The organism is Pantoea dispersa (assembly GCF_014155765.1).
Taxonomy (GTDB): domain Bacteria; phylum Pseudomonadota; class Gammaproteobacteria; order Enterobacterales; family Enterobacteriaceae; genus Pantoea; species Pantoea dispersa.
This window is the reverse complement of the sequence record NZ_SCKT01000009.1, coordinates 143,659-165,349: the sequence shown is the minus strand read 5'-3', so window position 1 is coordinate 165,349 and position 21,691 is coordinate 143,659. Positions and strand designations below refer to the sequence as shown.

General features: G+C 60.5%; 19 protein-coding genes. 7 read left to right on the top strand and 12 right to left on the bottom strand.

The genetic code is table 11. The features are described from left to right. Window positions 1-169 precede the first annotated feature (169 nt). Window positions 170-2,443, bottom strand: coding sequence for a molybdopterin-dependent oxidoreductase (locus H7K56_RS20385; protein WP_150361132.1), 2,274 nt, complete (start codon window positions 2,441-2,443; stop codon window positions 170-172). A 196-nt stretch (window positions 2,444-2,639) separates the two neighbouring features. Between H7K56_RS20385 and galR the strand changes: the two genes are divergently transcribed. Continuing rightward, a complete protein-coding gene (gene galR, locus H7K56_RS20380) occupies window positions 2,640-3,641 on the top strand; it encodes an HTH-type transcriptional regulator GalR (protein ID WP_031279486.1) in 1,002 nt (333 codons plus the stop codon). A 235-nt stretch (window positions 3,642-3,876) separates the two neighbouring features. On the opposite strand, the gene H7K56_RS20375 is transcribed toward galR, so the two are convergent. Both H7K56_RS20375 and lysA read right to left on the bottom strand, forming a co-directional pair. Further along, on the bottom strand, window positions 3,877-4,329 hold the full coding sequence (locus tag H7K56_RS20375) for a GNAT family N-acetyltransferase (RefSeq protein ID WP_150361133.1): 453 nt from the start codon (window positions 4,327-4,329) through the stop codon (window positions 3,877-3,879). Continuing rightward, a complete protein-coding gene (gene lysA, locus H7K56_RS20370; protein ID WP_150361134.1) occupies window positions 4,329-5,582 on the bottom strand; it encodes a diaminopimelate decarboxylase in 1,254 nt (417 codons plus the stop codon). The genes H7K56_RS20375 and lysA overlap by 1 nt, the downstream gene beginning before the upstream one ends. A 110-nt stretch (window positions 5,583-5,692) precedes the next feature. On the opposite strand from lysA, the gene H7K56_RS20365 reads away from it, so the two are divergent. Continuing rightward, entirely contained in the window at window positions 5,693-6,613 is a 921-nt protein-coding gene (locus H7K56_RS20365; RefSeq protein WP_021506685.1) for a LysR family transcriptional regulator, read from the top strand. Here the strand turns inward: H7K56_RS20365 and H7K56_RS20360 are convergent. Next, window positions 6,610-7,773: an MFS transporter gene (locus H7K56_RS20360; protein ID WP_021506684.1), complete on the bottom strand. Its 1,164-nt coding sequence runs from the start codon at window positions 7,771-7,773 to the stop codon at window positions 6,610-6,612. The genes H7K56_RS20365 and H7K56_RS20360 overlap by 4 nt on opposite strands. A 391-nt stretch (window positions 7,774-8,164) precedes the next feature. Between H7K56_RS20360 and H7K56_RS20355 the strand changes: the two genes are divergently transcribed. Together H7K56_RS20355 and H7K56_RS20350 are read left to right on the top strand one after the other, a co-directional pair. Beyond that, the gene (locus tag H7K56_RS20355) at window positions 8,165-8,791 is read left to right on the top strand and encodes a hypothetical protein (protein WP_021506683.1); all 627 of its coding nucleotides are present in this window, start codon (window positions 8,165-8,167) and stop codon (window positions 8,789-8,791) included. After that, complete coding sequence (locus H7K56_RS20350; protein ID WP_150361135.1) at window positions 8,764-9,162, top strand: hypothetical protein; 399 nt, start codon at window positions 8,764-8,766, stop codon at window positions 9,160-9,162. Before H7K56_RS20355 ends, H7K56_RS20350 begins: the two co-directional genes overlap by 28 nt. 22 nt (window positions 9,163-9,184) lie before the next feature. Here H7K56_RS20350 and lysS read toward each other — a convergent pair whose 3' ends face one another. Together lysS and prfB are read right to left on the bottom strand one after the other, a co-directional pair. Next, window positions 9,185-10,705 carry a lysine--tRNA ligase gene (lysS, locus tag H7K56_RS20345; protein WP_021506681.1) on the bottom strand — a complete coding sequence of 507 codons (1,521 nt, stop codon included), beginning with the start codon at window positions 10,703-10,705 and terminating at the stop codon, window positions 9,185-9,187. 9 nt (window positions 10,706-10,714) lie between these two features. Beyond that, a protein-coding gene (prfB, locus tag H7K56_RS20340; RefSeq protein ID WP_104093670.1) for a peptide chain release factor 2 occupies window positions 10,715-11,813 on the bottom strand; the annotation gives its coding sequence in 2 pieces (ribosomal slippage) (window positions 10,715-11,737 and window positions 11,739-11,813; 1,098 coding nt in all). Window positions 11,814-12,364: 551 nt separating this feature from the next. Here prfB and H7K56_RS20335 point away from each other — a divergent pair. Beyond that, the gene (locus H7K56_RS20335) at window positions 12,365-15,127 is read left to right on the top strand and encodes an autotransporter domain-containing protein (RefSeq protein WP_150361136.1); all 2,763 of its coding nucleotides are present in this window, start codon (window positions 12,365-12,367) and stop codon (window positions 15,125-15,127) included. A gap of 3 nt (window positions 15,128-15,130) precedes the next feature. On the opposite strand, the gene recJ is transcribed toward H7K56_RS20335, so the two are convergent. From recJ to xerD, 3 genes are read right to left on the bottom strand one after another with little or no spacing between them, the layout of a single operon-like run. Beyond that, a complete protein-coding gene (gene recJ, locus H7K56_RS20330; protein WP_150361137.1) occupies window positions 15,131-16,858 on the bottom strand; it encodes a single-stranded-DNA-specific exonuclease RecJ in 1,728 nt (575 codons plus the stop codon). 9 nt (window positions 16,859-16,867) lie between these two features. Next, a complete protein-coding gene (gene dsbC / locus H7K56_RS20325; RefSeq protein WP_021506677.1) occupies window positions 16,868-17,581 on the bottom strand; it encodes a bifunctional protein-disulfide isomerase/oxidoreductase DsbC in 714 nt (237 codons plus the stop codon). A 22-nt stretch (window positions 17,582-17,603) separates the two neighbouring features. After that, window positions 17,604-18,497, bottom strand: a complete 894-nt coding sequence (gene xerD, locus H7K56_RS20320) for a site-specific tyrosine recombinase XerD (protein WP_058757089.1) — start codon at window positions 18,495-18,497, stop codon at window positions 17,604-17,606. A gap of 100 nt (window positions 18,498-18,597) precedes the next feature. On the opposite strand from xerD, the gene fldB reads away from it, so the two are divergent. After that, entirely contained in the window at window positions 18,598-19,116 is a 519-nt protein-coding gene (gene fldB, locus H7K56_RS20315; RefSeq protein WP_021506675.1) for a flavodoxin FldB, read from the top strand. Here fldB and H7K56_RS20310 read toward each other — a convergent pair. Together H7K56_RS20310 and sdhE are read right to left on the bottom strand one after the other, a co-directional pair. Beyond that, a complete protein-coding gene (locus tag H7K56_RS20310; protein ID WP_150361138.1) occupies window positions 19,113-19,532 on the bottom strand; it encodes a protein YgfX in 420 nt (139 codons plus the stop codon). The genes fldB and H7K56_RS20310 overlap by 4 nt on opposite strands. Then, window positions 19,507-19,773 carry an FAD assembly factor SdhE gene (gene sdhE / locus H7K56_RS20305; protein ID WP_010616925.1) on the bottom strand — a complete coding sequence of 89 codons (267 nt, stop codon included), beginning with the start codon at window positions 19,771-19,773 and terminating at the stop codon, window positions 19,507-19,509. Before sdhE ends, H7K56_RS20310 begins: the two co-directional genes overlap by 26 nt. A 228-nt stretch (window positions 19,774-20,001) precedes the next feature. Here sdhE and ygfZ point away from each other — a divergent pair, with 228 nt between their 5' ends. Next, window positions 20,002-20,985, top strand: coding sequence for a tRNA-modifying protein YgfZ (ygfZ, locus tag H7K56_RS20300; RefSeq protein ID WP_150361139.1), 984 nt, complete (start codon window positions 20,002-20,004; stop codon window positions 20,983-20,985). A gap of 52 nt (window positions 20,986-21,037) precedes the next feature. Here ygfZ and trhA read toward each other — a convergent pair whose 3' ends face one another. Beyond that, window positions 21,038-21,691 (bottom strand): PAQR family membrane homeostasis protein TrhA, encoded by a 654-nt coding sequence (gene trhA, locus H7K56_RS20295; RefSeq protein ID WP_021506671.1) that lies wholly within the window; start codon window positions 21,689-21,691, stop codon window positions 21,038-21,040.

Here is a 21,691-nt window from a genome sequence, read left to right as displayed (position 1 = left end):
ATCGCAGGCAAAAAAAACCTGCGCATCTGCGCAGGTCGGTGTAATCAAGAAAACTGTTGATGTTCACCCATCAATACCTCTGGGACCCTGACTGTAGCAAGTTGCTCAGCGCAGAAACTATCACTCAAACGCAACAGTTACCGGCAAAATGTAACCAGCGGTGAGATTGTTAGCCGATTGTGCAACTAGCGTGTTTTTTGATTTCCACCAGGCAGCTCATGGCGTTTGGTCCCTGAGTTAACGACGAGGTCCCGATGTCGAGCGTCAGCACGTTAGGGTTGCCGGCGCGGTCCCACGGCTGCCACGCTTTGCCAAAACCGGGATCGAACCAGGCACCGGTGGCGATGATCACCACGCCGGGCGTCAGGCCGTCCGTCAGGCGGACACCAGCCAGCATACGGCCACGCGCGTTGCTCACTTCAATCTCATCGCCGTCGCTGATACCGCGCGCGGCGGCGTCGTCAACGTGCATATACAGCGTTTCGTGACCGGCAGTTTTGCCGGCCTGCACCGTGGCGGTGGCATCCAGCTGGCTGTGCAGGCGATCCGCAGGCTGCACCGAAATCATGTGCAGCGGGAACTGCGCGCTGAGCGCTGCGCCAAGCCACTCCTGCGGCGCGCGCCACTCCGGATGCCCGGCGAAATCCGCCAGCTGGTAATCGGCGATGGTCTGGCAAAACAGCTCAATTTTGCCGCTGGCGGTGTGAATCGGATGCGCCTGCGGATCGGCGCGGAAATCATCCATAAACACGTACGGCTTGCCGCCCTGCGGAATCTCAACAAAACCGCGCTGCCAGAATGCCTCGAACTCCGGGAACGCGATGTCCAGCTGCGCATGCGCCTGCGCGCACTGCTGGTAAAGATGCTCAATCCACTGCATCTCGTTGCGTCCTTCGGTAAAGCGCTCGCGGTAGCCGAGGCGATCGGCCAGATCGGCAAAAATATCAAAGTCGTTACGCGCCTGATGCTGCGGTTTAATCGCCTGGTGCATCGCCAGCACGAAGCGGTCACGCGACGAGCCGCCAATGTCGTTGCGCTCCAGCGTGGTGGTGGCCGGCAGCACGATGTCCGCCATCTGCGCCGCGGGCGTCCAGACGATATCCTGCACGATGACCGTATCCGGGCGCTGCCAGCCCTCGACCAGCCGGTTGAGCTGCTGGTGATGGTGGAACGGATTGCCGCCTGCCCAGTGCACCAGGTGAATGTCGGGATAGTGCAGCGTCTCGCCCTGAAACGCATACGGCTGGCCGGGATTGAGCAGCATGTCGCTGATGCGCGCCACCGGGATCGACAGGTTCGCCGGATTCGGGCCGGTGCTCATCAGCGGCGCCGGGCCTTCCTGGCGCGGATTGCCGACGCTGTTCATCGAGCCATGACCAAAAGAGAAGCCGCCGCCCGGCAGTCCCGGCTGGCCCAGCATCGACGAGAGCGCAATCATCATCCAGTACGGCTGCTCGCCGCGATGGGCGCGCTGCACCGCATAAGCACAAGTGATAAAGCTGCGTTTGCCCGCCAGCTGCTGCGCCAGCAGTGCGATACGCGCCGCCGGGATGCCGGTTATCGCACTGGCCCACGCGGGCGTTTTTGCCACGCCGTCGCTTTCGCCCAGCAGATAGGCACGCAGTTGCGGCCAGCCGGTGCAGTGGCTGGCGAGGAAAGCCTCATCGATAGCGTTCCGGCGGGTAATTTCATAGCCGAGCGCCAGCATCAGCGCCACGTCAGTGTTCGGGCGAATCGGAATCCACTCGGCGTTAACGAATGCCGGGCAGTCATCGCGCATCGGGCTGATGTTAATGATCGGCGTGCCTTTGGCGCTCAGCTGCTGCAGCGCCGGTTTCAGGCTGTGCTCGCCGGCACCGCCGGAGGCCACCTGCGCATTTTTCAGCGCCAGGCCGCCAAAGGCGACGAAAATTTCTGCATGCTCCACCACCTGCGGCCAGTCGGTGACGCGGCCGGTGAGCGGCATATAAGTGCCAATCACGTACGGCAGAAAGAACTGTGCCGCGCCCCAGCTGTAGTTACCCTGCTGATCAACGCCACCGCCGCCCTGGAAATAGAAGCGACGAATCAGGGTGCGCGCGTGGTTAACGCGACCGGCTGATGACCAGCCGTACGAACCGTTGAAAATGCCGGAAGCACCGTAGCGGTCGCGCACCCGGCGGTTCTCTTCCGCCACCAGATCGAGCGCGGTGTCCCAGTCCACGGCGACAAAATCTTCCCGGCCGCGCAGCGTGCGATCGCTGTTTTCACGCGACTTCAGCCACGAACGGCGCACCATCGGCTGATGGATGCGTTTATCCGAGTACACCAGTTCAGGGAGAGTGTGGATCATCGCGGAAGGATCGGCATCGGCGAAGAAAGGTTCGCAGGCAATCAGGCGCTGATTTTCGGTGACGGCGGTAAACGCGCCCCAGTGCGCAAGGTGCGGCACACGAGTTTTCATGGTTATGGGTCCGGCAGGCAGGTGTGATTCAGGCTGGCAGCATAGCACGGTGCCGTTACCGGGCTAAAGCCTCACCGTGAGCGTCTGATTTTCCGCACTTTTGCGACAGCGCTGACATTCTGGCGGGTTGCGGCTGCCGGGCTTTTCCGTAACACTGAGAGCATGTGTAAACGTTTTCCCGGATGTCGACCATTGCATGGCTACTATTAAGGATGTTGCCCGCATGGCGGGGGTGTCGGTCGCGACCGTGTCCCGCGTCATCAATAATTCGCCCAAAGCCAGCGAGAGTTCGCGCCTCGCCGTTACCCAGGCCATGGAACAGCTGCAGTATCACCCGAACGCCAATGCCCGCGCGCTGGCGCAGCAATCCACCGAAACGCTCGGGCTGGTGGTAGGCGATGTGTCAGACCCGTTTTTTGGCGCGATGGTGAAAGCGGTCGATGAAGTCGCCGGGCAAACCGGCAACTTTCTGCTGATTGGTAACGGTTACCATAATGAGCAGAAAGAGCGTCAGGCGATTGAACAGCTGATGCGCCATCGCTGCGCCGCGCTGGTGGTGCACGCCAAGAAAATTCCCGATGACGATTTAGAGCTGCTGATGAAGCAGGTGCCGGGCATGGTGCTGCTGAACCGGCTGCTGCAGGGGTTTGAGTCGCGCTGCATTGCGCTGGATGACCGCTACGGCGCCTGGCTGGCCACGCGCCACCTGATTCAGCAGGGTCATACGCAGATCGCCTTTATCTGCTCGACGCACACCATTTCTGACGCCGAAGATCGGCTGCAGGGCTACTACGATGCGCTGAAGGAGCACGGTCTGCCGTGCAACGACCGGCTGGTGGCGTGGGGAGAACCGGATGAGGTCGGTGGCGAGCAGGCAATGACGGAACTGCTCGGACGCGGCAAGCAGGTGAGCGCGGTGGCGTGCTACAACGATTCGATGGCCGCCGGTGCGCTGGCGGTGCTGAGCGATAACGGCATTCGCGTGCCCGAAGAGATGTCGCTGATTGGCTTTGATGATGTGCTGGTGTCGCGCTACGTGCGTCCGCGCCTGACCACGGTGCGCTATCCGATTGTGACCATGGCGCAGCAGGCCGCGCAGCTGGCGCTGGCGCTGGCCAACGGCACCGCGCTGCCGGAGGTGACCAATATGTTTAGCCCGACGCTGGTCAGGCGGCATTCGGTGGGTGGACCAGGTTAAACGAGTGCGGGCTTTCCCTCACCCTAACCCTCTCCCTGAGGGAGAGGGAACGTTCCAGAGCGCGCGGCAAGGAGAGCGCGGTCAGCCCCCTCTCCCGCTTGCGGGAGAGGGTTGGGGTGAGGGCCAGCGCGCGCGGTCAGCCCTTGCGGAAAGGGGACGTTCCAGAGAGCGCGGTCAGCCCCCTCGCCCGCTTGCGGGAGGGGGTTGGGGTGAGGGCCAGCGCGCACCCAACCCACTATAAATCCTGCGAATACACCTTCACCTGGACCTCAGGAAACTCCAGCGCATCACACTGATACTTCCAGCCGAATCGCTCGTAGTAGCCACCAAACGTTGACCACAGCCACACCGTTGCATAGCCGCGCTGGCGGGCATAATCCAGCACGTGCTGCTGCAGGGCGGCGCTCAGCCCCTGCCCGCGCGCCGCTTCATCCACATACAGCGCGGCAACCCACGGATAGAGATCCTGACGGCTAATCAAATCACAGCGCCAGAACCCTACCGTGCCGTGCGGCACGTCATCGTCGTCCAGCGCGACAAAGGTCACCGGAAACGCGGCACCGTTCAGGCTACTGCGTACAATGCTGTCGTAAAACGCGCGCGAGGTGCCGTCACCAAACGCCTGCCATAGCCAGTCGGTGATCTGGCTGGCGTGATGCGGCACGCTGCTGAGCGGCACGATGCGCATCAGTTCAGCTCCAGCGCCAGCAGTTCCTGAATGGTCTGCGCACGGCGAATCTCACGCGGCACGCCCTGCTCAAACAGCACTTCCGGGATCAGCGGACGGCTGTTGTAGTTGGAGGACATTGATGCGCCGTAAGCGCCGGTATCATGGAACACCAGATAATCGCCGACCTGTGCCGCCGGCAGCGCGCGGGTTTCCACTTTGCCCCCTTCCAGCTGAGTAAACACATCTCCCGACTCACACAGCGGCCCGGCCACCACGCTCTCCACATTCGCCTCACCCGGCGCGCTGCCATCGGCAGGCAGCAGCGAAATATGGTGATAGCTGCCGTACATCGACGGACGCATCAGATCGCTGAAACCGGCATCCACCAGCACAAAGTGACGGCTGCCCATCTGCTTCACCGCCCGCACCTGCGACACCAGCACGCCCGACTCCGCCACCAGGAAACGGCCTGGCTCAATCTCCAGCTTCACCGCATGGCCGAGGTGCGCCGCGATACGCTCACGCGCGCCGTTCCACAGGCCGTAATAGTGCTGCGTATCAATCGCCTCCTCACCAAAGCGGTAAGGAATCGACAGCCCGCCGCCCGCCGAGATGGCCTGCAGGTCCTGACCAAAGGCCACTACCTGATCGACCATCGCGTCGCACACCTGCTGCAGATGGCCATAATCGACGCCGGAGCCAATGTGCATATGTAAACCTATCAGCTGCAGGCCATGTTGCTGAATCGCCGCCAGCGCCAGCGGCAGATCGCTGTGCCAGATGCCGTGCTTACTGTTTTCGCCGCCGGTATTGGTTTTCTGGCTGTGACCGTGGCCAAAGCCTGGATTAATACGCAGCCAGACGCTGTGACCCGGCGAAACCGCGCCGAGCTGATGCAGCATATCCACGGAGCCGGCATTCACCGGCACCTTCAGCTCGGCGATGCGCGCCAGCGTCGGTGAGTCCAGCACATCGGCGGTGAACACAATATCCTCGCCGCCCGGCTGAAAACCGGCGGCCAGCGCACGTTCGATCTCGCCGAGCGAGACCGAATCGACCTTGACGCCGGCAGCGCGCATCAGCCGCAGAATATGAATATTTGAGCAGGCCTTTTGCGCAAAGCGCACCACGTCAAACGCGCTGAGCTGCGCAATACGCTGCTGAATGATTTCGGCATCGTAAGCCCAGAACGGGCCGCTGTAGCGCTGCGCCAGCGGCAGCAGATTTGTGGCGTTAAGCGCCGTCTGGGAATCATTAAGTGGACGTGGCATGAGCATTCTCCTGAGTCGTTGCTGTCATTTAGCCACAGCACAGTGATGCAGAAAAATATCTGTTTAAGCATCAGCTATGCAAATATGATATGGATGACATGGAGGCGACGATGGCAAAAATTAACTGGCGGCATATCGAAATCTTTCACGCGGTGATGACCAGCGGCAATCTGACCCAGGCTGCCACGCTGCTGCACACCTCGCAGCCAACGGTGAGCCGCGAACTGGCGCGGCTGGAACAGCAGCTGGGCTTACAGCTGTTTGAGCGGGTGCGCGGCCGCCTGCAGCCCACCGTGCAGGGGCTGCGGCTGTACGAAGAGGTGCAGCGCTCGTGGTACGGTCTGGATCGCATCATGGATGCCGCCGAAGGGCTGCGCAATTTCCGCCAGGGCGAGCTGTCCATCGCCTGCCTGCCGGTGTTTTCCCAGTCGCTGTTGCCGCCATTGCTGCAGCCGTTTTTACAGCGCTATCCGCAGGTGAGCCTGAATATTATTCCGCAGGAGTCACCGCTGCTGGAGGAGTGGCTGTCGGCGCAGCGCTACGATCTCGGTCTGACCGAAACCCAGCATGCACCCGCCGGGACTGAACGCCTGGCACTGCTGACCTGTGATGAAGTGTGCGTGCTGCCGCCGCAGCATCCGCTGTGTCAGCGGGCGGTGCTGACGCCGCAGGATTTTCACGGTGAAAACTATGTCAGCCTGTCGCGCAGCGATAGCTATCGTCAGTTGCTGGATGCGCTGTTCCATGAGCAACAGGTGGAGCGGCGGCTGGTGCTGGAGACGCACAGCGCCGCATCGGTGTGTGCGATGGTGCGAGCCGGGGTGGGTATTTCGATTGTTAATCCGCTGACGGCGCTGGATTACGCCGACAGCGGTGTGGTGATGCGCCGCTTCAGTATTGCTGTGCCGTTCACGGTCAGCCTGGTGCGGCCACAGCATCGACCGGCATCGGCGCTGGTCGATCACTTTTGCGACCACCTGCAGCAGCAGGTGGCCACCTTTCCGCAGCGCATCGCCCAGCGGCTGGCTTAAGCGCGCACCGTCTCGCGCTGACCGCCCGATTTGCGGAAGGTCAGCAGACAAACCACTAATCCCGCTGCCGCCAGCGCTGCCGCCGCGACCGGCACCGCCGTCAGGCCATAGCCTTTGTCGATCACGGCGCCACCTACCCACGCACCGAGTGCGTTACCGACGTTAAAGGCCGAGATGTTGAGCGTCGACACCAGGTTCGGCGCGTCTTTGCCGTGGCGCACCACGTTGATTTGCAGACCCGGCACGGTGGCGAAGGTCGCCATCGCCCACAGGAACAGGGTAATTTCTGCCAGCCACAGCGCATGGCTGGTCCAGCTGAACAGCAGCGAGAACACGGCGATCAGCGAAAAGCTGAGGATCAGGCTGAACGACACTTTCCAGTCCGCCAGTTTGCCGCCAACAATGTTACCGACCGTCAGACCCGCGCCAATCAGGAACAGCGTCCAGCTGACGCCGCGATCGCTGATGCCGGTCACCTGCAGCAGCAGCGGCGCAATGTAGCTGAACAGCGCAAACATCGCGGCGGCAAAACACACCGTCATCAGCAGTGACAGCCACAGTTTGCCGTTGGCCAGCGCGCTGATTTCGCTCGCCAGGTGCACCGGTTTTTCATCTTTGTTGGTCGGCAGGCTGACGATCAGCGCGATGAACGCGAGGATGCCAATAATCGCCACGCCCCAGAAGGTGGCGCGCCAGCCAAACAGCTGACCAAACCAGGTGCCGAGCGGCACGCCCAGTACGTTGGCCAGCGTCAGACCGGTAAACATCAGCGCCACCGCCGACGCCTGACGGCTCGGTGCCACCAGGCTGGCCGCCACCACTGAACCGATGCCGAAGAACGCACCGTGACACAACGCGGTAATAACGCGCGCCAGCATCAACAGGTTATAGGTATAAGCCAGCGCACAGAGTACGTTGCCGATGATGAAGATGATCATCAGCAGAATCAGGGTACGTTTACGCGGCAGCTTCGCGGTCAGCAGCGCCATGATTGGCGCGCCGATGGCCACGCCCAGCGCATAGCCGCTGATCAGCCAGCCCGCAGAAGGAATCGACACCTGCAGGTCACCCGCCACTTCCGGCAGTAACCCCATGATGACGAACTCCGTGGTGCCGATGGCGAACGCACTCAGCGCCAGCGCCAGTAATGCAACAGGCATAACACACTCTCCCAAAATAATTTTGCAGGCGGGCCGCACGACGAACGCCGTACGGTTAAGACAGACGCGTATCCCTCCGACAGTGCGGGGATGTTTATTTTTGAACTGCGTCACAGTCTGCTATTAAAGCACAGCCTCTGACTCTCAACCACCCGGGCGGCAGCAAGGCTATTTTGCCTGCGCGGCAATAATCCCGGCGCTAAAAAGTGTCGCTTATGCATCACTGAGACAGGACGGCGATAACAGACTACGCTTGATAACAGGTTGTGATCGCTGTCACAGCGACGGCGCTTTCTGGCGTTAAATCAGGCAGTAAAGGATGGTCGCACATTGCCGATACCCCAATGGATTGCCCGGTAATGCGGCGTCAACACAACAGGGGGACAGAGTTATGCGATGGATCATCGCGCTGGCGATCGGCGGATTAAGCGGCTGCTCGGTCGGGCACTATGAATACAGCTCAGAAGCGGCCAGGCGCGTCGATATGACCGTCACCGGCATCCCCACCGTGCTCGGCATGGGTGCGCTGGGCACCACTATCCCCCTGACGCGCGAATACAGCCTGACGGCGGCGCACGTGGCCAAATATTCGCTGTATCGGGTGAAGGCGTGGCATCCGGAGTGCGATATCGCCGTGGTTTATCATGCGAATAAGGAAGCCAACCTGCCCCCGCAGTTCCGCAACAGCCATATCGGCGACAACGTAAATCTGTATGGGTATAGCTTTATCTCCGCGCTGCCGGTGGCATCAAGCGGCAAAAACCTGATCAATACGACGCTGAGCAATGACTGGAATAAGGCCAGCTGCGTAGTGGTGGCGGCCAATGCCGGCGTGGTGAAAGGCATGTCCGGCGGCGCGGTATATAACGCCAGCGACGACACGCTGGCCGGGGTGATTGTCGGCTATAGCAGTCGGATTGATGATAATAAGAGCGGCAAAACGTTGTTTAAAGATGTGGCGCTGTATGTGCCTTATGCGCGGTTCCAGGCGTGGCTGGATGGCGTGGTGAAGTCTTAGGTTGGGTGCGCGCTGATGCCCTCACCCCGGCCCTCTCCCACGGGGAGAGGGAGAAAACCAGAGCTGACCTCTGCCACAGGGAGAGGAAGAAAACCACAGCGGCCCTCTGCCACGGGGACAGGGAGAAAACCAGAGCTGACCTTTGCCACAGGGAGAGGGAGAAAACCACAGCGGCCCTCTGCCACGGGGAGAGGGAGAAAACCAGAGCTGACCTCTGCCACAGGGAGAGGGAGAAAACCAGAGCAGCCCTCTGCCACGGGGAGAGGGAGAAAACCACAGCGGTCCTCTGCCACAGCGAGAGGGAGAAAACCACAGCGGCTTTCTCCCACCGGGGTACCAGCAAGTCCCCTCTCCCCATGGGAGAGGGTTAGGGTGAGGGTGAAGGCAACCTGATTACTTACCGGTCGGGCGCAGAGCCGGGAACAGGATCACGTCACGAATGGTGTGGCTATTGGTGAACAGCATGACCAGACGGTCAATACCGATGCCCAGACCTGCAGTCGGTGGCAGACCGTGCTCCAGCGCGGTGACGTAGTCTTCGTCGTAGAACATCGCTTCGTCATCACCGGCGTCCTTCGCGTTAACCTGCTGCAGGAAACGCTCGGCCTGATCTTCCGCATCGTTCAGCTCGGAGAAGCCGTTACCGATTTCACGGCCGCCGATGAAGAACTCAAAGCGGTCGGTGATTTCCGGGTTCTCGTCATTACGACGCGCCAGCGGTGACACCTCTGCCGGATACTCGGTGATGAAGGTTGGCTGAATCAGGTGCGCTTCGGCCGTCTCTTCGAAGATCTCGGTCACCACGCGGCCCAGACCCCAGCTCTTCTCCACTTTGATGTGCAGCGCGTTGGCAATCGCCACGGCTTTGTCAAAGTCATCCAGATCGGCGAGGTCCGTTTCCGGACGGTATTTCTTGATCGCTTCACGCATGGTGAGCTTCTCAAACGGCTTGCCGAAATCGAAGGTGTGCTCACCGTAAGGCACTTCCGTCGTGCCCAGCACGTCCTGCGCCAGGGTACGGAACAGACTCTCGGTCAGTTCGATCAGATCTTTGTAATCCGCATACGCCATATAGAGTTCCATCATGGTGAACTCTGGATTGTGGCGCGGCGAAATCCCTTCATTACGGAAGTTACGGTTGATCTCAAACACGCGATCGAAACCGCCAACCACCAGACGCTTCAGATACAGCTCCGGCGCAATACGCAGGTACATGTCGATGTCGAGCGCGTTGTGATGAGTGATGAACGGACGCGCGGATGCGCCGCCAGGAATCACCTGCATCATCGGCGTTTCTACTTCCATAAAGTCGCGGTTAACCATGAACTGACGAATGCCGGCCATGATTTGTGAGCGAATTTTGAAGGTCTTACGCGAATCGTCGTTGGAGATCAGGTCAAGGTAACGCTGACGGTAACGGGTTTCCTGATCGGCGAGGCCGTGGAATTTGTCCGGCAGCGGACGCAGCGCTTTGGTCAGCAGGCGCAGCTCAGAGATGTGGATCGACAGCTCGCCGGTTTTGGTTTTGAACAGCTTACCGCGCGCGCCGAGGATATCGCCGAGATCCCATTTTTTGAACTGCTCGTTGTAGACGCCTTCCGGCAGATCGTCACGGGAAACGTAGATCTGGATCTGACCGCCTACATCCTGCAGGGTGGCGAACGACGCCTTACCCATGATGCGGCGGGTCATCATACGACCGGCTACGCTCACCTCAACGCCGAGCGCTTCCAGCTCGTCGTTCTCTTTGCTGTCATAGTCGGCATGCAGACGATCGGAGGTGGTGTCACGGCGGAAATCGTTAGGAAACGCCACGCCCTTTTCACGCAGCGCGCTGAGTTTTTCGCGACGCGCTTTCAGTTCGTTGTTTAACTCAAGGGCGGCATCAGCGCTCTGCGGTTGTTGTTCAGACATGTCGGTTCCTTATAGCCCTGCTTTTAAACTTGCTTCAATAAAACGGTCAAGATCGCCATCCAGTACGGCCTGGGTGTTACGCGTTTCTACGCTGGTACGCAGATCCTTGATGCGCGAATCGTCAAGAACGTATGAACGGATCTGGCTGCCCCAGCCGATGTCCGACTTGTTCTCTTCCGCCGCCTGCTTGTCGGCATTCTTCTTCTGCATTTCGTATTCATACAGCTTGGCACGCAGCTGTTTGAAGGCCTGATCTTTGTTCTTATGCTGCGAGCGGTCGTTCTGGCACTGCACCACAATGTTGGTCGGCAGGTGGGTAATACGCACCGCTGACTCGGTTTTGTTAACGTGCTGACCACCGGCACCCGAGGCGCGATAGACGTCGATACGCAGGTCGGCCGGGTTGATTTCGATGTCGATGTTGTCATCCACTTCCGGGTAAATAAATACCGAACTGAAGGAGGTGTGACGACGACCGCCGGAGTCGAACGGGCTCTTACGCACCAGACGATGAACGCCGGTTTCGGTACGCAGCCAGCCGTAAGCGTAATCACCGATGATTTTGATGGTGGCTGATTTGGTACCGGCCACTTCGCCTTCGGACTCTTCGATGATCTCGGTTTTGAAGCCTTTGGCTTCCGCCCAGCGCAGATACATGCGCAGCAGCATGCTGGCCCAGTCCTGCGCTTCGGTGCCGCCAGAGCCGGCCTGAATATCCATGTAGCAGTCGGCGCTGTCGTATTCGCCGGAGAACATACGGCGGAACTCCAGTTCACCCAGTTTCACGTCCAGCGCGTCCAGCTCGACTACGGCTTCGTTAAAAGTCTCTTCGTCGTCGGCTTCAACCGCCAGCTCCAGCAGACCCTGCACGTCTTCCAGCCCCTGCTGCATCTGGTCGAGCGTTTCAACTACCGCTTCCAGCGAGGCGCGCTCTTTGCCCAGCGCCTGCGCGCGTTCAGGTTCGTTCCAGACGTCCGGCTGTTCCAGCTCGGCGTTTACTTCTTCGAGGCGTTCTTTCTTGGCATCGTAGTCAAAGATACCCCCTAAGAACGCTGCTGCGCTCGCTGAGGTCCTGGATACGATTTTTGACCGGATTAATTTCAAACATGGCTTTTCAGTCTTTTTTGACGATTCGGTGAGAGGAGATAAAAGTAACGCGCTAGTTTACCCGAAAGCGCGCCTGGTTTGTAGCTTTGCACATCAATGGCTATACCGCGTATGAACCGGCAGAAAATAATTGCGTCAGTTCTGGAAACCGGCAGGTAGCGTGGTTGCCAGAAATCCCGCTGTCACTCGCCACCTACGCGGTGCGCCTTCAGAATTTTCCTACATAATCACGGCAATAAACGCCAGCTGGCGTCATTAAACACCATGATTTCTCAAACAAAATCGTTAAAACTCCACCATCAGAAATGTCTGGTTCGAAGCGTGATATAGCGCGATTAGCCTGCGCAATGCTGCGCTGTCCTGGCCATCAACCGGCCAGTGCGCACCTTATCCTTTCTGCACCCTGGCGGAATCCCAGGGGTTCGTGCTTCATCTATTGCGTTCTGTCTGTCAGCCACGTTGCTCAGGAGTATTCGTGACAGGGAAAGACTGCATTCAGGCCCGTTAACGTGAACGGGCGACAACATGCCCTGAGAGGCATGAGGAGTTGCCATGCATTATCCTGTTGTTACTTTTCGACCCTCACCGCGCCTGCTGGCGCTCCTCATCCCGTTTCTGCTCAGCGCCTGTGGTGGCGGTGGTGGCGGCGGCGGTAGTAGCGGCGGCGGCAGCACCCTGACCCCGGTCACGCCGGTCGTTGAACCTGCGGTGCCGGCCACGGCCGCCAGCAATAAAGTAGGCATCATTGACTCTGGTCTGGCCCCGGGCCGCAGCGAAATTAATTACGCCAACGTGAATTTCTCCAGTTATGTCGACAGCAACACCGCGCTGAATGACAACATGGGAATCAACGGCCACGGCACGCTGGTGGCGATGACGCTGCTGGGGCTGTCGCCTGACAGCGCGCTGTATGTGGCACAGGCATCACAAAATAACATTTTCAGCTACGACAATACTGCGCGCGCCGTGCAGGGATTAGTGGCACAGGGCGTACGCATCTTCAATATGTCCTACGGTTCGCAGGAGCGCCTCACCAGCCAGCAGGCGTTAACCGATGCGCGCCAGCGCTATCAGTCGCTGTATCAGGGGCTCAACGCGGTGGCTGCGGCAGATGGGCTGGCGGTGATGATCACCGGCAACAACAGCGGCGCCACGCCGGCACCGGACGTGCTGACACCGCTGATGTATAACGACCCGCAGCTGGCGCGTAATCTGCTGGCGGTGACCGGTATCCTGAGTCATACCGGTTATGACCTGCCAGGCCGCGCAGCCGGCACCGGACCGTTTGACGCCTGCGGCGCGGCCGCCGCGTGGTGCCTGACCGCACCGGGCTATACCGATTACCTGTATCAAAACTCCGACGGCAGCTGGGTGCAGGCGCGCAGCTACGGCACCTCATTTGCCGCACCGCGCGTGACGGCTGCGGCCTCGCAGCTGCTGCAGCGTTTCCCGTGGATGAGCGGCCATAATCTGCAGCAAACCCTGCTGACCACCGCCACTTACCGCAGTGATGCGCACGATAACGTCGCCGACAGCGCCAACGGGCGGCCATACAATGAGACGTTCGGCTGGGGCGATCTTAACGCCGCCAAAGCCTTAAACGGGCCGGGACAATTCTGGGCAGAGGACTTCAGTGCGCGCCTCGACGGCGGCCAGTATGTGTTCAGCAATGACATCAGCGGCGATCGCGGGCTGGTGCTGGACGGCAGCGAACGCGGCGGTACGCTGCAGCTGACCGGCAACAACAGCTATCAGGGCATGACGCAGGTCTCCGCCAATAGCCTGCTGATTGACGGTACGATTGCCGGCAATGCGCTGGTAAACGGCAGCGGCAAACTGGGTGGCAGCGGACGCATCGGCGGCAATCTGGTCAACCAGGGATCGGTTAACGGCGGCCTGCAGGTAGCGGGCAATTATCAGCAGAGCGCCGACGGTACGCTCAACGTCACGCTGAACAATCCGCTGCGCGTGACCGGCAACGCGGCGCTTGACGGCACGCTAAACCTGGCGCCGCCCTCCGCCAGCTACGTGGTGAAACAGCAGGAAACGCTGCTGACCAGCGGCGGCGGCGTGAGCGGTCAGTTTAGCCAGGTCAATACCGGCGTATTTCTCGACGGTTCCGTCAGCTATGACGCCCACAGCGTTACCGGCCAGCTCACGCGCAAGAACACCGCCGCAGCGGCACAGGCGATGGGAATGGACAGTGCCAGCGCGCAGCAAACCAGCCGCAACCTGGAGCAGGCGTTTGAGCTGGCGGACCGCTGGCAGGGTCAGGCGACGCTGAGCAGTGCGCAGCAGTCAGCGCTGGCGGCCGCAGGCGCCTTCCAGACGCTGGCGGACACCCGCAGCGCACAGGCGGCGATCAACTCCCTGTCCGGCCAGGCGCATGCCTCCGGCAATGCGGTGCTGTTTAACGCACTGGATTATCAGACGCGCCTGCTCAACAACCGCATTGATGATGCCAGCGAACAGGGGCGCTTTGGCTTCTGGCTGGAGAGCGGCCAGCTGCGCGGCTCGCTCGATCAGGACGGCTATCTCGGCAACCGCTATCGCAATACCCTGACCGCGCTGGGTGCCGACAGCGACTTTAGCCTGCCCGGCCTGCGCCTCGGCATCGCCTGGACGCACACTCAGCTTGATGCCACCTATGACGACACCGGCGGCAACAGCCAGAACAGCCTGCAGGGCGTAATGCTGTATGGGCGCTATGCGGTGACGCCAGCCTGGTACTGGCAGGGCAATCTCAGCTATCAGCATGGACGCGATAAGCTGCAGCGCCTGGTGCTGCTGGACGAGGCCGCGCCGGTCTCCTCTTCCGCCCGCACTGACAGCTGGCAGGCGGCGCTGCAGAGCGGCTATCGCTGGACGCTGCAGGAGGATTATCGCATTGAGCCCTACCTCGGCTGGCGTGAAACCGGCCTGCAAACCGGCAGCTTCAGCGACAGCGGCAGCGCGTTTGGTTTGCAGGGCGACGGCGACAGCTATCGCCGCAGCGTCGGTTACGGTGGTCTGAATCTCAGCGCGCGCCAGGACTGGTCGGCGGGCTGGTGGAGCATGCTGAGCCTGTACGGCGAATACCAGTACGCGTTCAGCAATCCGTCGATGGACGTCAGCGCGCGCTGGAGCGGCTTCGGCAGCGGTCAGCAGAGCTTTACCATTCCGGGTATGCAGCTCGATCGCCGCTCGCAGTGGTTTGGTGCGCGGGTTGATCTGGTGCAGTCGGCACGCGCGCGGCTGTTTCTGCGTGCCGACCGCCACGTGGCCGATCGCGGCGATGAGAAGGTGCTGCGCGGCGGTGTCGACGTCACGTTCTAAAGGTTACGACTGTGGCCAGATATGGTCGATGATCAGCTGTACCGAGCGATTGCCGCGGTATTCGTTGATATCCAGCTTGTAGGCCAGCTGCACCTGACGCACGCTGCTGTCTGGCCACAGGCTGGTGTCCACGTTAAAGGCGATACCATCCAGTAACGGGCCGCCGCCCAGCGGCTCGACCATCACTTTAAGGTGCCGCTCGCCGACCAGCCGCTGCTGCAACAGCTTAAACTGACCGTCGAACACCGGCTCCGGGAACGCCTGGCCCCAGGGGCCGGCTTCCCGCAGCATTTCCGCGGTGTGCAGGGTGAACTCCTGCGCATGCAGTTCGCCATCGGACCACATCACGCCCTGCAGCGCCTCGCCTTCCAGCCATTCGTCGATCAGCGCGGCAAAGCGCTGGCGGAACTCATCGTACTTCGCCTCTTCCAGCGACAGCCCCGCCGCCATGGCGTGTCCGCCAAATTTGATGATCAGGCCAGGATAGAGTGTGTCGATACGTTCCAGCGCGTCGCGCAGGTGCAGCCCGGCAATCGAACGGCCAGAGCCCTTCAGCGTGCCGTCACCGGCGGGTGCGAAGGCGATCACCGGGCGGTGGAAGCGCTCTTTCAGGCGTGACGCGAGGATGCCAACTACGCCCTGATGCCACTCCGGGTGATAAAACGCCAGCCCGAGCGGCAGATCGCGATGCTGGCGCTCCAGCTCATCGCACAGCGCCAGCGCCTCGCTCTTCATGCCCTGCTCAATCTCTTTGCGCGTCTGATTGAGCGCATCAAGTTCGCTGGCCAGCATGCGCGCCTGGGCAATATCTTCCGTCAGCAGCAGCGCAACGCCAACCGACATGTCGTCCAGCCGGCCGGCAGCATTGAGGCGTGGCCCGACGGCAAAACCGAGGTCGCTGGCCGCCAGCTGACGCGCATCGCGGTTAGCAATCTCCAGCAGCGCGCGGATGCCGGCACGGCATTTCCCGGCGCGGATGCGGCTCAGCCCCTGCCACACCAGAATGCGGTTGTTGGCATCCAGCGGCACCACGTCGGCTACTGTGCCGAGCGCCACCAGATCCAGCAGTTCGGCCAGATTGGGTTCACTGCGCCCGTCGCTGAACCAGCTCTGCTGACGCAGATGGGCACGCAGCGCCAGCATCAGATAAAACGCCACGCCCACGCCCGCCAGCGAACGCGACGGGAATGTGCTGTCGCTCAGGTTAGGGTTAACGATGGCCTCTGCCGCCGGCAGCGTTTCGCCCGGCAGGTGGTGATCGGTGATCAGCACCGGAATCCCGTGCTGGTGCGCGGTGTCGACGCCCGCGTGCGACGAAATGCCGTTATCCACGGTGAGGATCAGCTCGGCGCCACGCGCGCGCGCCTGCTCCACCACTTCCGGGCTCAGGCCATAGCCGTCCTCAAAGCGGTTCGGCACCAGATAATCAACGTTGCCGCCCATGCTGCGCAGCGCCAGTACGGTGAGCGCGGTGCTGGTGGCACCATCGGCATCGAAATCACCTACCACCACGATGCGGCGTTGCTGCTGCAGCATCTCATGCAGCAGCGTCACGGCGCGCTCAATGCCGCCAAGGCTTTGCCACGGCAGCAGGAATTTCGCGCCGCGTTCCAGTTCGGCGGCGTCTTTGACACCGCGCTGCAGGTAGAGACGACGCAGCAGCGGCGGTAAATCATCGGGTAACTGCGCGTCGGCCTGGGCTTCACGCCGACGTAATTCTACAGAGTGCATCACTGTGTCTTAACCACCACGCTTCTGGCCGTCCAGCACCTGCTTCAGCTCCTGCGGTCCCTGGTAGCCAGGAATCATCATGCCGCTGTCGGTGAGGATGGCGGGCGTGCCCTGAATACCAAACAGAATGCCCAGCTTGTAGTGCTGGTCGAGATTGATTTTGCAGCTCGCCGGCGCATCCATTTGCGGTGCGTCGCCTTTCATTGCGGCATCAAACGCTTTGTTGCGATCGGCACTGCACCAGATGGCGGTCATGGCTTTCTCCACCTGGCCGTGCAGGCCTTCACGCGGGAACGCCAGGTAGCGCACGGTGATGCCCAGCGCATTGTAGTCAGCCATCTGTTCGTGCAACTTGCGGCAGTAGCCGCAGGTGATGTCAGTGAACACGGTGATCACGTGCTGCTCTTTCGGCGCTTTGTAGACAATCATTTCCGGTGCCAGCGCGGCGACTTTTTTCTCCAGCAGCTGATTGGTGACATTCACCGGCTGCGCGCCGCTGACATCGTACAGCGGGCCCTGAATCATGTGCTTGCCGTCTTCGGTGACGTACAGCACACCGCTTTCGGTCATCACCGTTTTGATACCCGGCAGCGGCGACGGCTGGATTTCCGCCTGCTGCATACCCAGTTTTTTCAGTGATTGCTGAATCGCGCTGTCATCGGCATGGGCCAGCGCAGAAAAAGCGCTGACCAGCAGAGCCAGCGTCGTAACGGTTTTTTTCATCTCAAATCCTTGTTGCCGCTGCTCAGGCGCGCGGATGATGCTGTTGATGTAACTGACGCAGGCGCTCAGTCGCCACGTGCGTGTAAATCTGGGTGGTCGACAGGTCGCTGTGCCCCAGCAACATCTGTACGACGCGTAAATCGGCACCATGGTTCAGTAAATGTGTGGCAAATGCGTGGCGCAGCACGTGCGGTGACAGCTTTTCGCTGTCGATGCCGGCAAGGGTGGCATAGTGTTTGATGCGATGCCAGAAGGTCTGGCGTGTCATCTGCTGCGCGCGGTTGCTGGGGAACAGCACGTCAATGGTCTGTCCGTTCAGCAGCCAGGGCCGCCCGTGTTCCATATAGTGCTCCAGCCAGTAAATGGCTTCTTCACCTAATGGCACCAGCCGCTCTTTATTGCCTTTACCGATGACGCGCACCACGCCCTGACGCAGGCTGACATCACTCAACGTCAGACCGACCAGCTCAGAGACGCGCAGCCCGGTAGCGTACAGCAGCTCCAGCATCGCTTTGTCACGCAGTTCGAGCGGTATGTCCGTTGCCGGGGCCTGTAACAGGCGCTCGACCTGATTTTCTGACAGGTCTTTTGGCAGGCGCTGCGGCAATTTCGGCGCTGATAACAGCGCGCTGGGATCGTCACTGCGCAGCTTTTCGCGGTACAGATACTGAAACAGACGGCGCATTGCGCTCAGGGTACGCGCTGAGCTGGTGGCTTTGTAACCGCCCTCAATCCGCTCAGCCAGAAACTGCTGTAAATCAGCGGCTTCCAGCGTCAGCAGCGTGCGCTCATGGTGGTGCAGCCAGGCAGTGAGCGTCTGCAAATCCTGACGATAGGACGCCAGCGTGTTCTGCGCCAGATTGCGCTCAATCCAGAGCGCGTCGAGAAACTGTTCTATCAGATCGCTGTCCTGCACTGTTGCCCCTCGCCGTGTGAAATCGTGCTCATTATGCCTGAAACTGGCCTGCTTCTGGTACAATTGCGCCAGAGTGAGTTTCAGTCAGAGCATTAATTGCATGAATATCGGTCTGTTTTACGGTTCCAGTACCTGTTACACCGAGATGACGGCGGAGAAAATCCGCGACTTTATCGGTGAAGAATTAGTCACGCTGCATAACCTGAAAGATGACGATCCGTCGCTGATGGAGCAGTACGATTTACTGATTCTCGGTATTCCGACCTGGGATTTCGGCGAACTGCAGGAGGACTGGGAAGCGGTGTGGCAACAGCTGCCGGCGCTCAACCTGCAGGGCAAAATCGTGGCGCTGTACGGCATGGGTGACCAGGTCGAGTACAGCGAATGGTTCCTCGATGCGCTGGGTATGCTGCACGAACTGCTGCTGCCGATGGGCGTGCAGTTTGTCGGTTACTGGCCGCTCGACGGCTACCAGTTTACCAGCAAAAAACCGCTGACCGCCGATGGTCAGCAGTTTGTCGGTCTGGCGCTGGACGACGTTAATCAGTTTGAGCTGAGCGAAGCGCGCGTCGAGCAGTGGTGCGAACAGATTCTGACCGAAACCGCCGCGCTGCTTTAATGCGGCGTCGCGCCATCCAGCAAAAAACAGCGGGCGCGTAACGCGCGCCACGCGTCGGGCGGCATGCTGTCGTGCAGCAGCCACAGCCGCCAGCGCTGCCCGCGACGGTTACGCAGCACCAGCAACACGCCCCACGGTAGCCAGTCCAGCTGCCGTTGCGCCTGCCAGCGTTCACCGCGCCAGTACCAGTCCCCCTTGTCATCCAGCATGATCGCTCCGCAGCGCTGCTGCAGGCGACGCGCGTTACGCCAGCACTGCAGTGTCAGCAGGATCACTACCGCGATCTGAACCCAGGCCCAGCCCGCCGGCCAGCGACAGCTCAGCAACAGCGCGCCACCCAGCCCGAACAGCGTCACATTCAGCGCCCGCGCGCTGCGTGACGCGCGCAGATCACATTGCCACCGGCCCGCGTTCACGGTTGCGCTGCTGAATCAGTTTCACCATGCGTTTGAACTCGGGATCGGCCGGTTCGCCGTGGTTCATCATCCAGTTAAACAGGTCCGGATCGTCGCTCTTCAGCAGCGCGACAAACACCTGCTTGTCGCTGTCGCTCAGCGAATCATACTCATATTTAAAGAACGGCATGATCGAGACATCCAGCTCCAGCATGCCGCGACGGCATGCCCACTGGACGCGCGCTTTGTCATGAATATCCATGTGTCTTCTTCCACAGCTGATAACAGTGGTGCTCAGTGTACCTGCTTTTTCGCCGCGCTGCAGGCGTGCAACCCGACGCTGCGCGCGGTGACGCACAGCCATGCCACCGGTTACAGGGTTATCACGCGATTTGTGCGCCAGATTCCGCAAACAGGTTGCAATGGCGCACTGCTCTTTTAACATTGGTAAGCATATTACTGAATAAACCTTATTGATCAGGACGGACTCATGCCGATTTTCACCCTTCCGCCTCGCCAGCCCGCTGCGGCGTCGCGCCTGCCTTTAACGCTGATGTCGCTCGACGAGTGGGCGCTGGTATCGGTGCAGGGCAAAGACAGCACCTCTTATCTGCAGGGTCAGCTGACGCTGGACGTGGCGGCGCTGGACGCAGCGCAGCATCGCCCGGCGGCGCACTGCGATGCCAAAGGCAAAATGTGGAGCAATCTGCGTCTGTTCCATCGTGGAGAAGATTATGCCTATGTTGTGCGCCGCAATCTGCGCGAGCAGCAGGTGACCGAGCTGAAGAAGTATGCGGTGTTCGCCAAAGTGACCATTGCGGCCGATGATGACGCGGTCCTGCTCGGCGTTGCCGGTTTTCAGGCGCGCGCCGCGCTGGCTAACGTTTTCGCCACGCTGCCGGATGCCACAACCCCAGTGGTGCAGCAGGATGACACCACCCTGCTGTGGTTCGCCGAGCCAGCCGAGCGTTTTCTGCTGGTCACCACGCCGGCGCAGGCCGAAGCGCTGCAGCAGAAGCTGGCCGGGGAAGCGCAGCTGAATGACAGCACGCAGTGGCTGGCGCTGGATATTGCGGCGGGCGTGCCGGTGATTGACAGCGCCACCACGGCGCAGCTGATTCCGCAGGCCACTAACCTGCAGGCGCTGGATGCCATCAGCTTTAAAAAAGGCTGTTATACCGGCCAGGAGATGGTGGCGCGCGCCAAATTCCGCGGCGCCAATAAACGTGCGCTCTACTGGCTGGCGGGCAGCGCCAGCAAAGTACCGGACGCGGCCAGTTCGCTGGAGTTGCAGATGGGCGACAAATGGCGTCGCACCGGCACGGTGCTGAGCGGCGTACAGCTGGATGATGGCAGCGTGTGGGTGCAGGCGGTGCTAAACAACGATCTGGAGCCGGACAGCGTGCTGCGCGTTGAAGGCGATGAAAGCGGTAAGCTGACAATTCAGCCGCTGCCCTATTCGCTGGAGGAGTAACGGTTACGGCTGGTACGCCGCAGGGTCGCCATCAGTGGCGACCCTTGCCTTGTTACATTACGTAAAAATAGATGGCGCAAAAGTGCAGCACGCTGCCGCCCAGCACGAAACCGTGCCAGATGGCATGATTGTACGGGATGCGGCGCGACACATAGAAAATTACCCCGAGTGAATAGACAATCCCGCCCGCCGCCAGCAGCCAGACGCCGCCGGCCGACAGTTTGGTTGCCAGCTGATAAATCACCACCAGCGACAGCCAGCCCATACTGAGATAGGTCACCAGTGACAGCACTTTAAAGCGATGCGCAATGGTCAGCTTAAAGATGATGCCCGCCAGCGCCAGACTCCAGATCACCACCATCAATCCCTGCGCCAGCGGTGATTGCAGCCCGACCAGCAGAAACGGCGTGTAAGTCCCGGCGATCAGCAAATAGATGGCGCAGTGGTCAAATTTCTTCAGCCAGTATTTGGCGCGCTGATGCGGAATGGCGTGATACAGCGTCGAGGCGAGGAACAGCAAAATCATGCTGCCGCCGTACAGGCTATAGCTGGTAATGGCGGTGATATTCGCCTGCATTTCAACGGCCTGGGTCAACAGCAACACCAGCCCCACGATGCCAAACACGCAGCCCAGGCCGTGGCTGATGCTGTTGGCGATCTCTTCGGCCAGTGAATAGCCCTGGGCAATAAGTCGGTTCTGTACCAT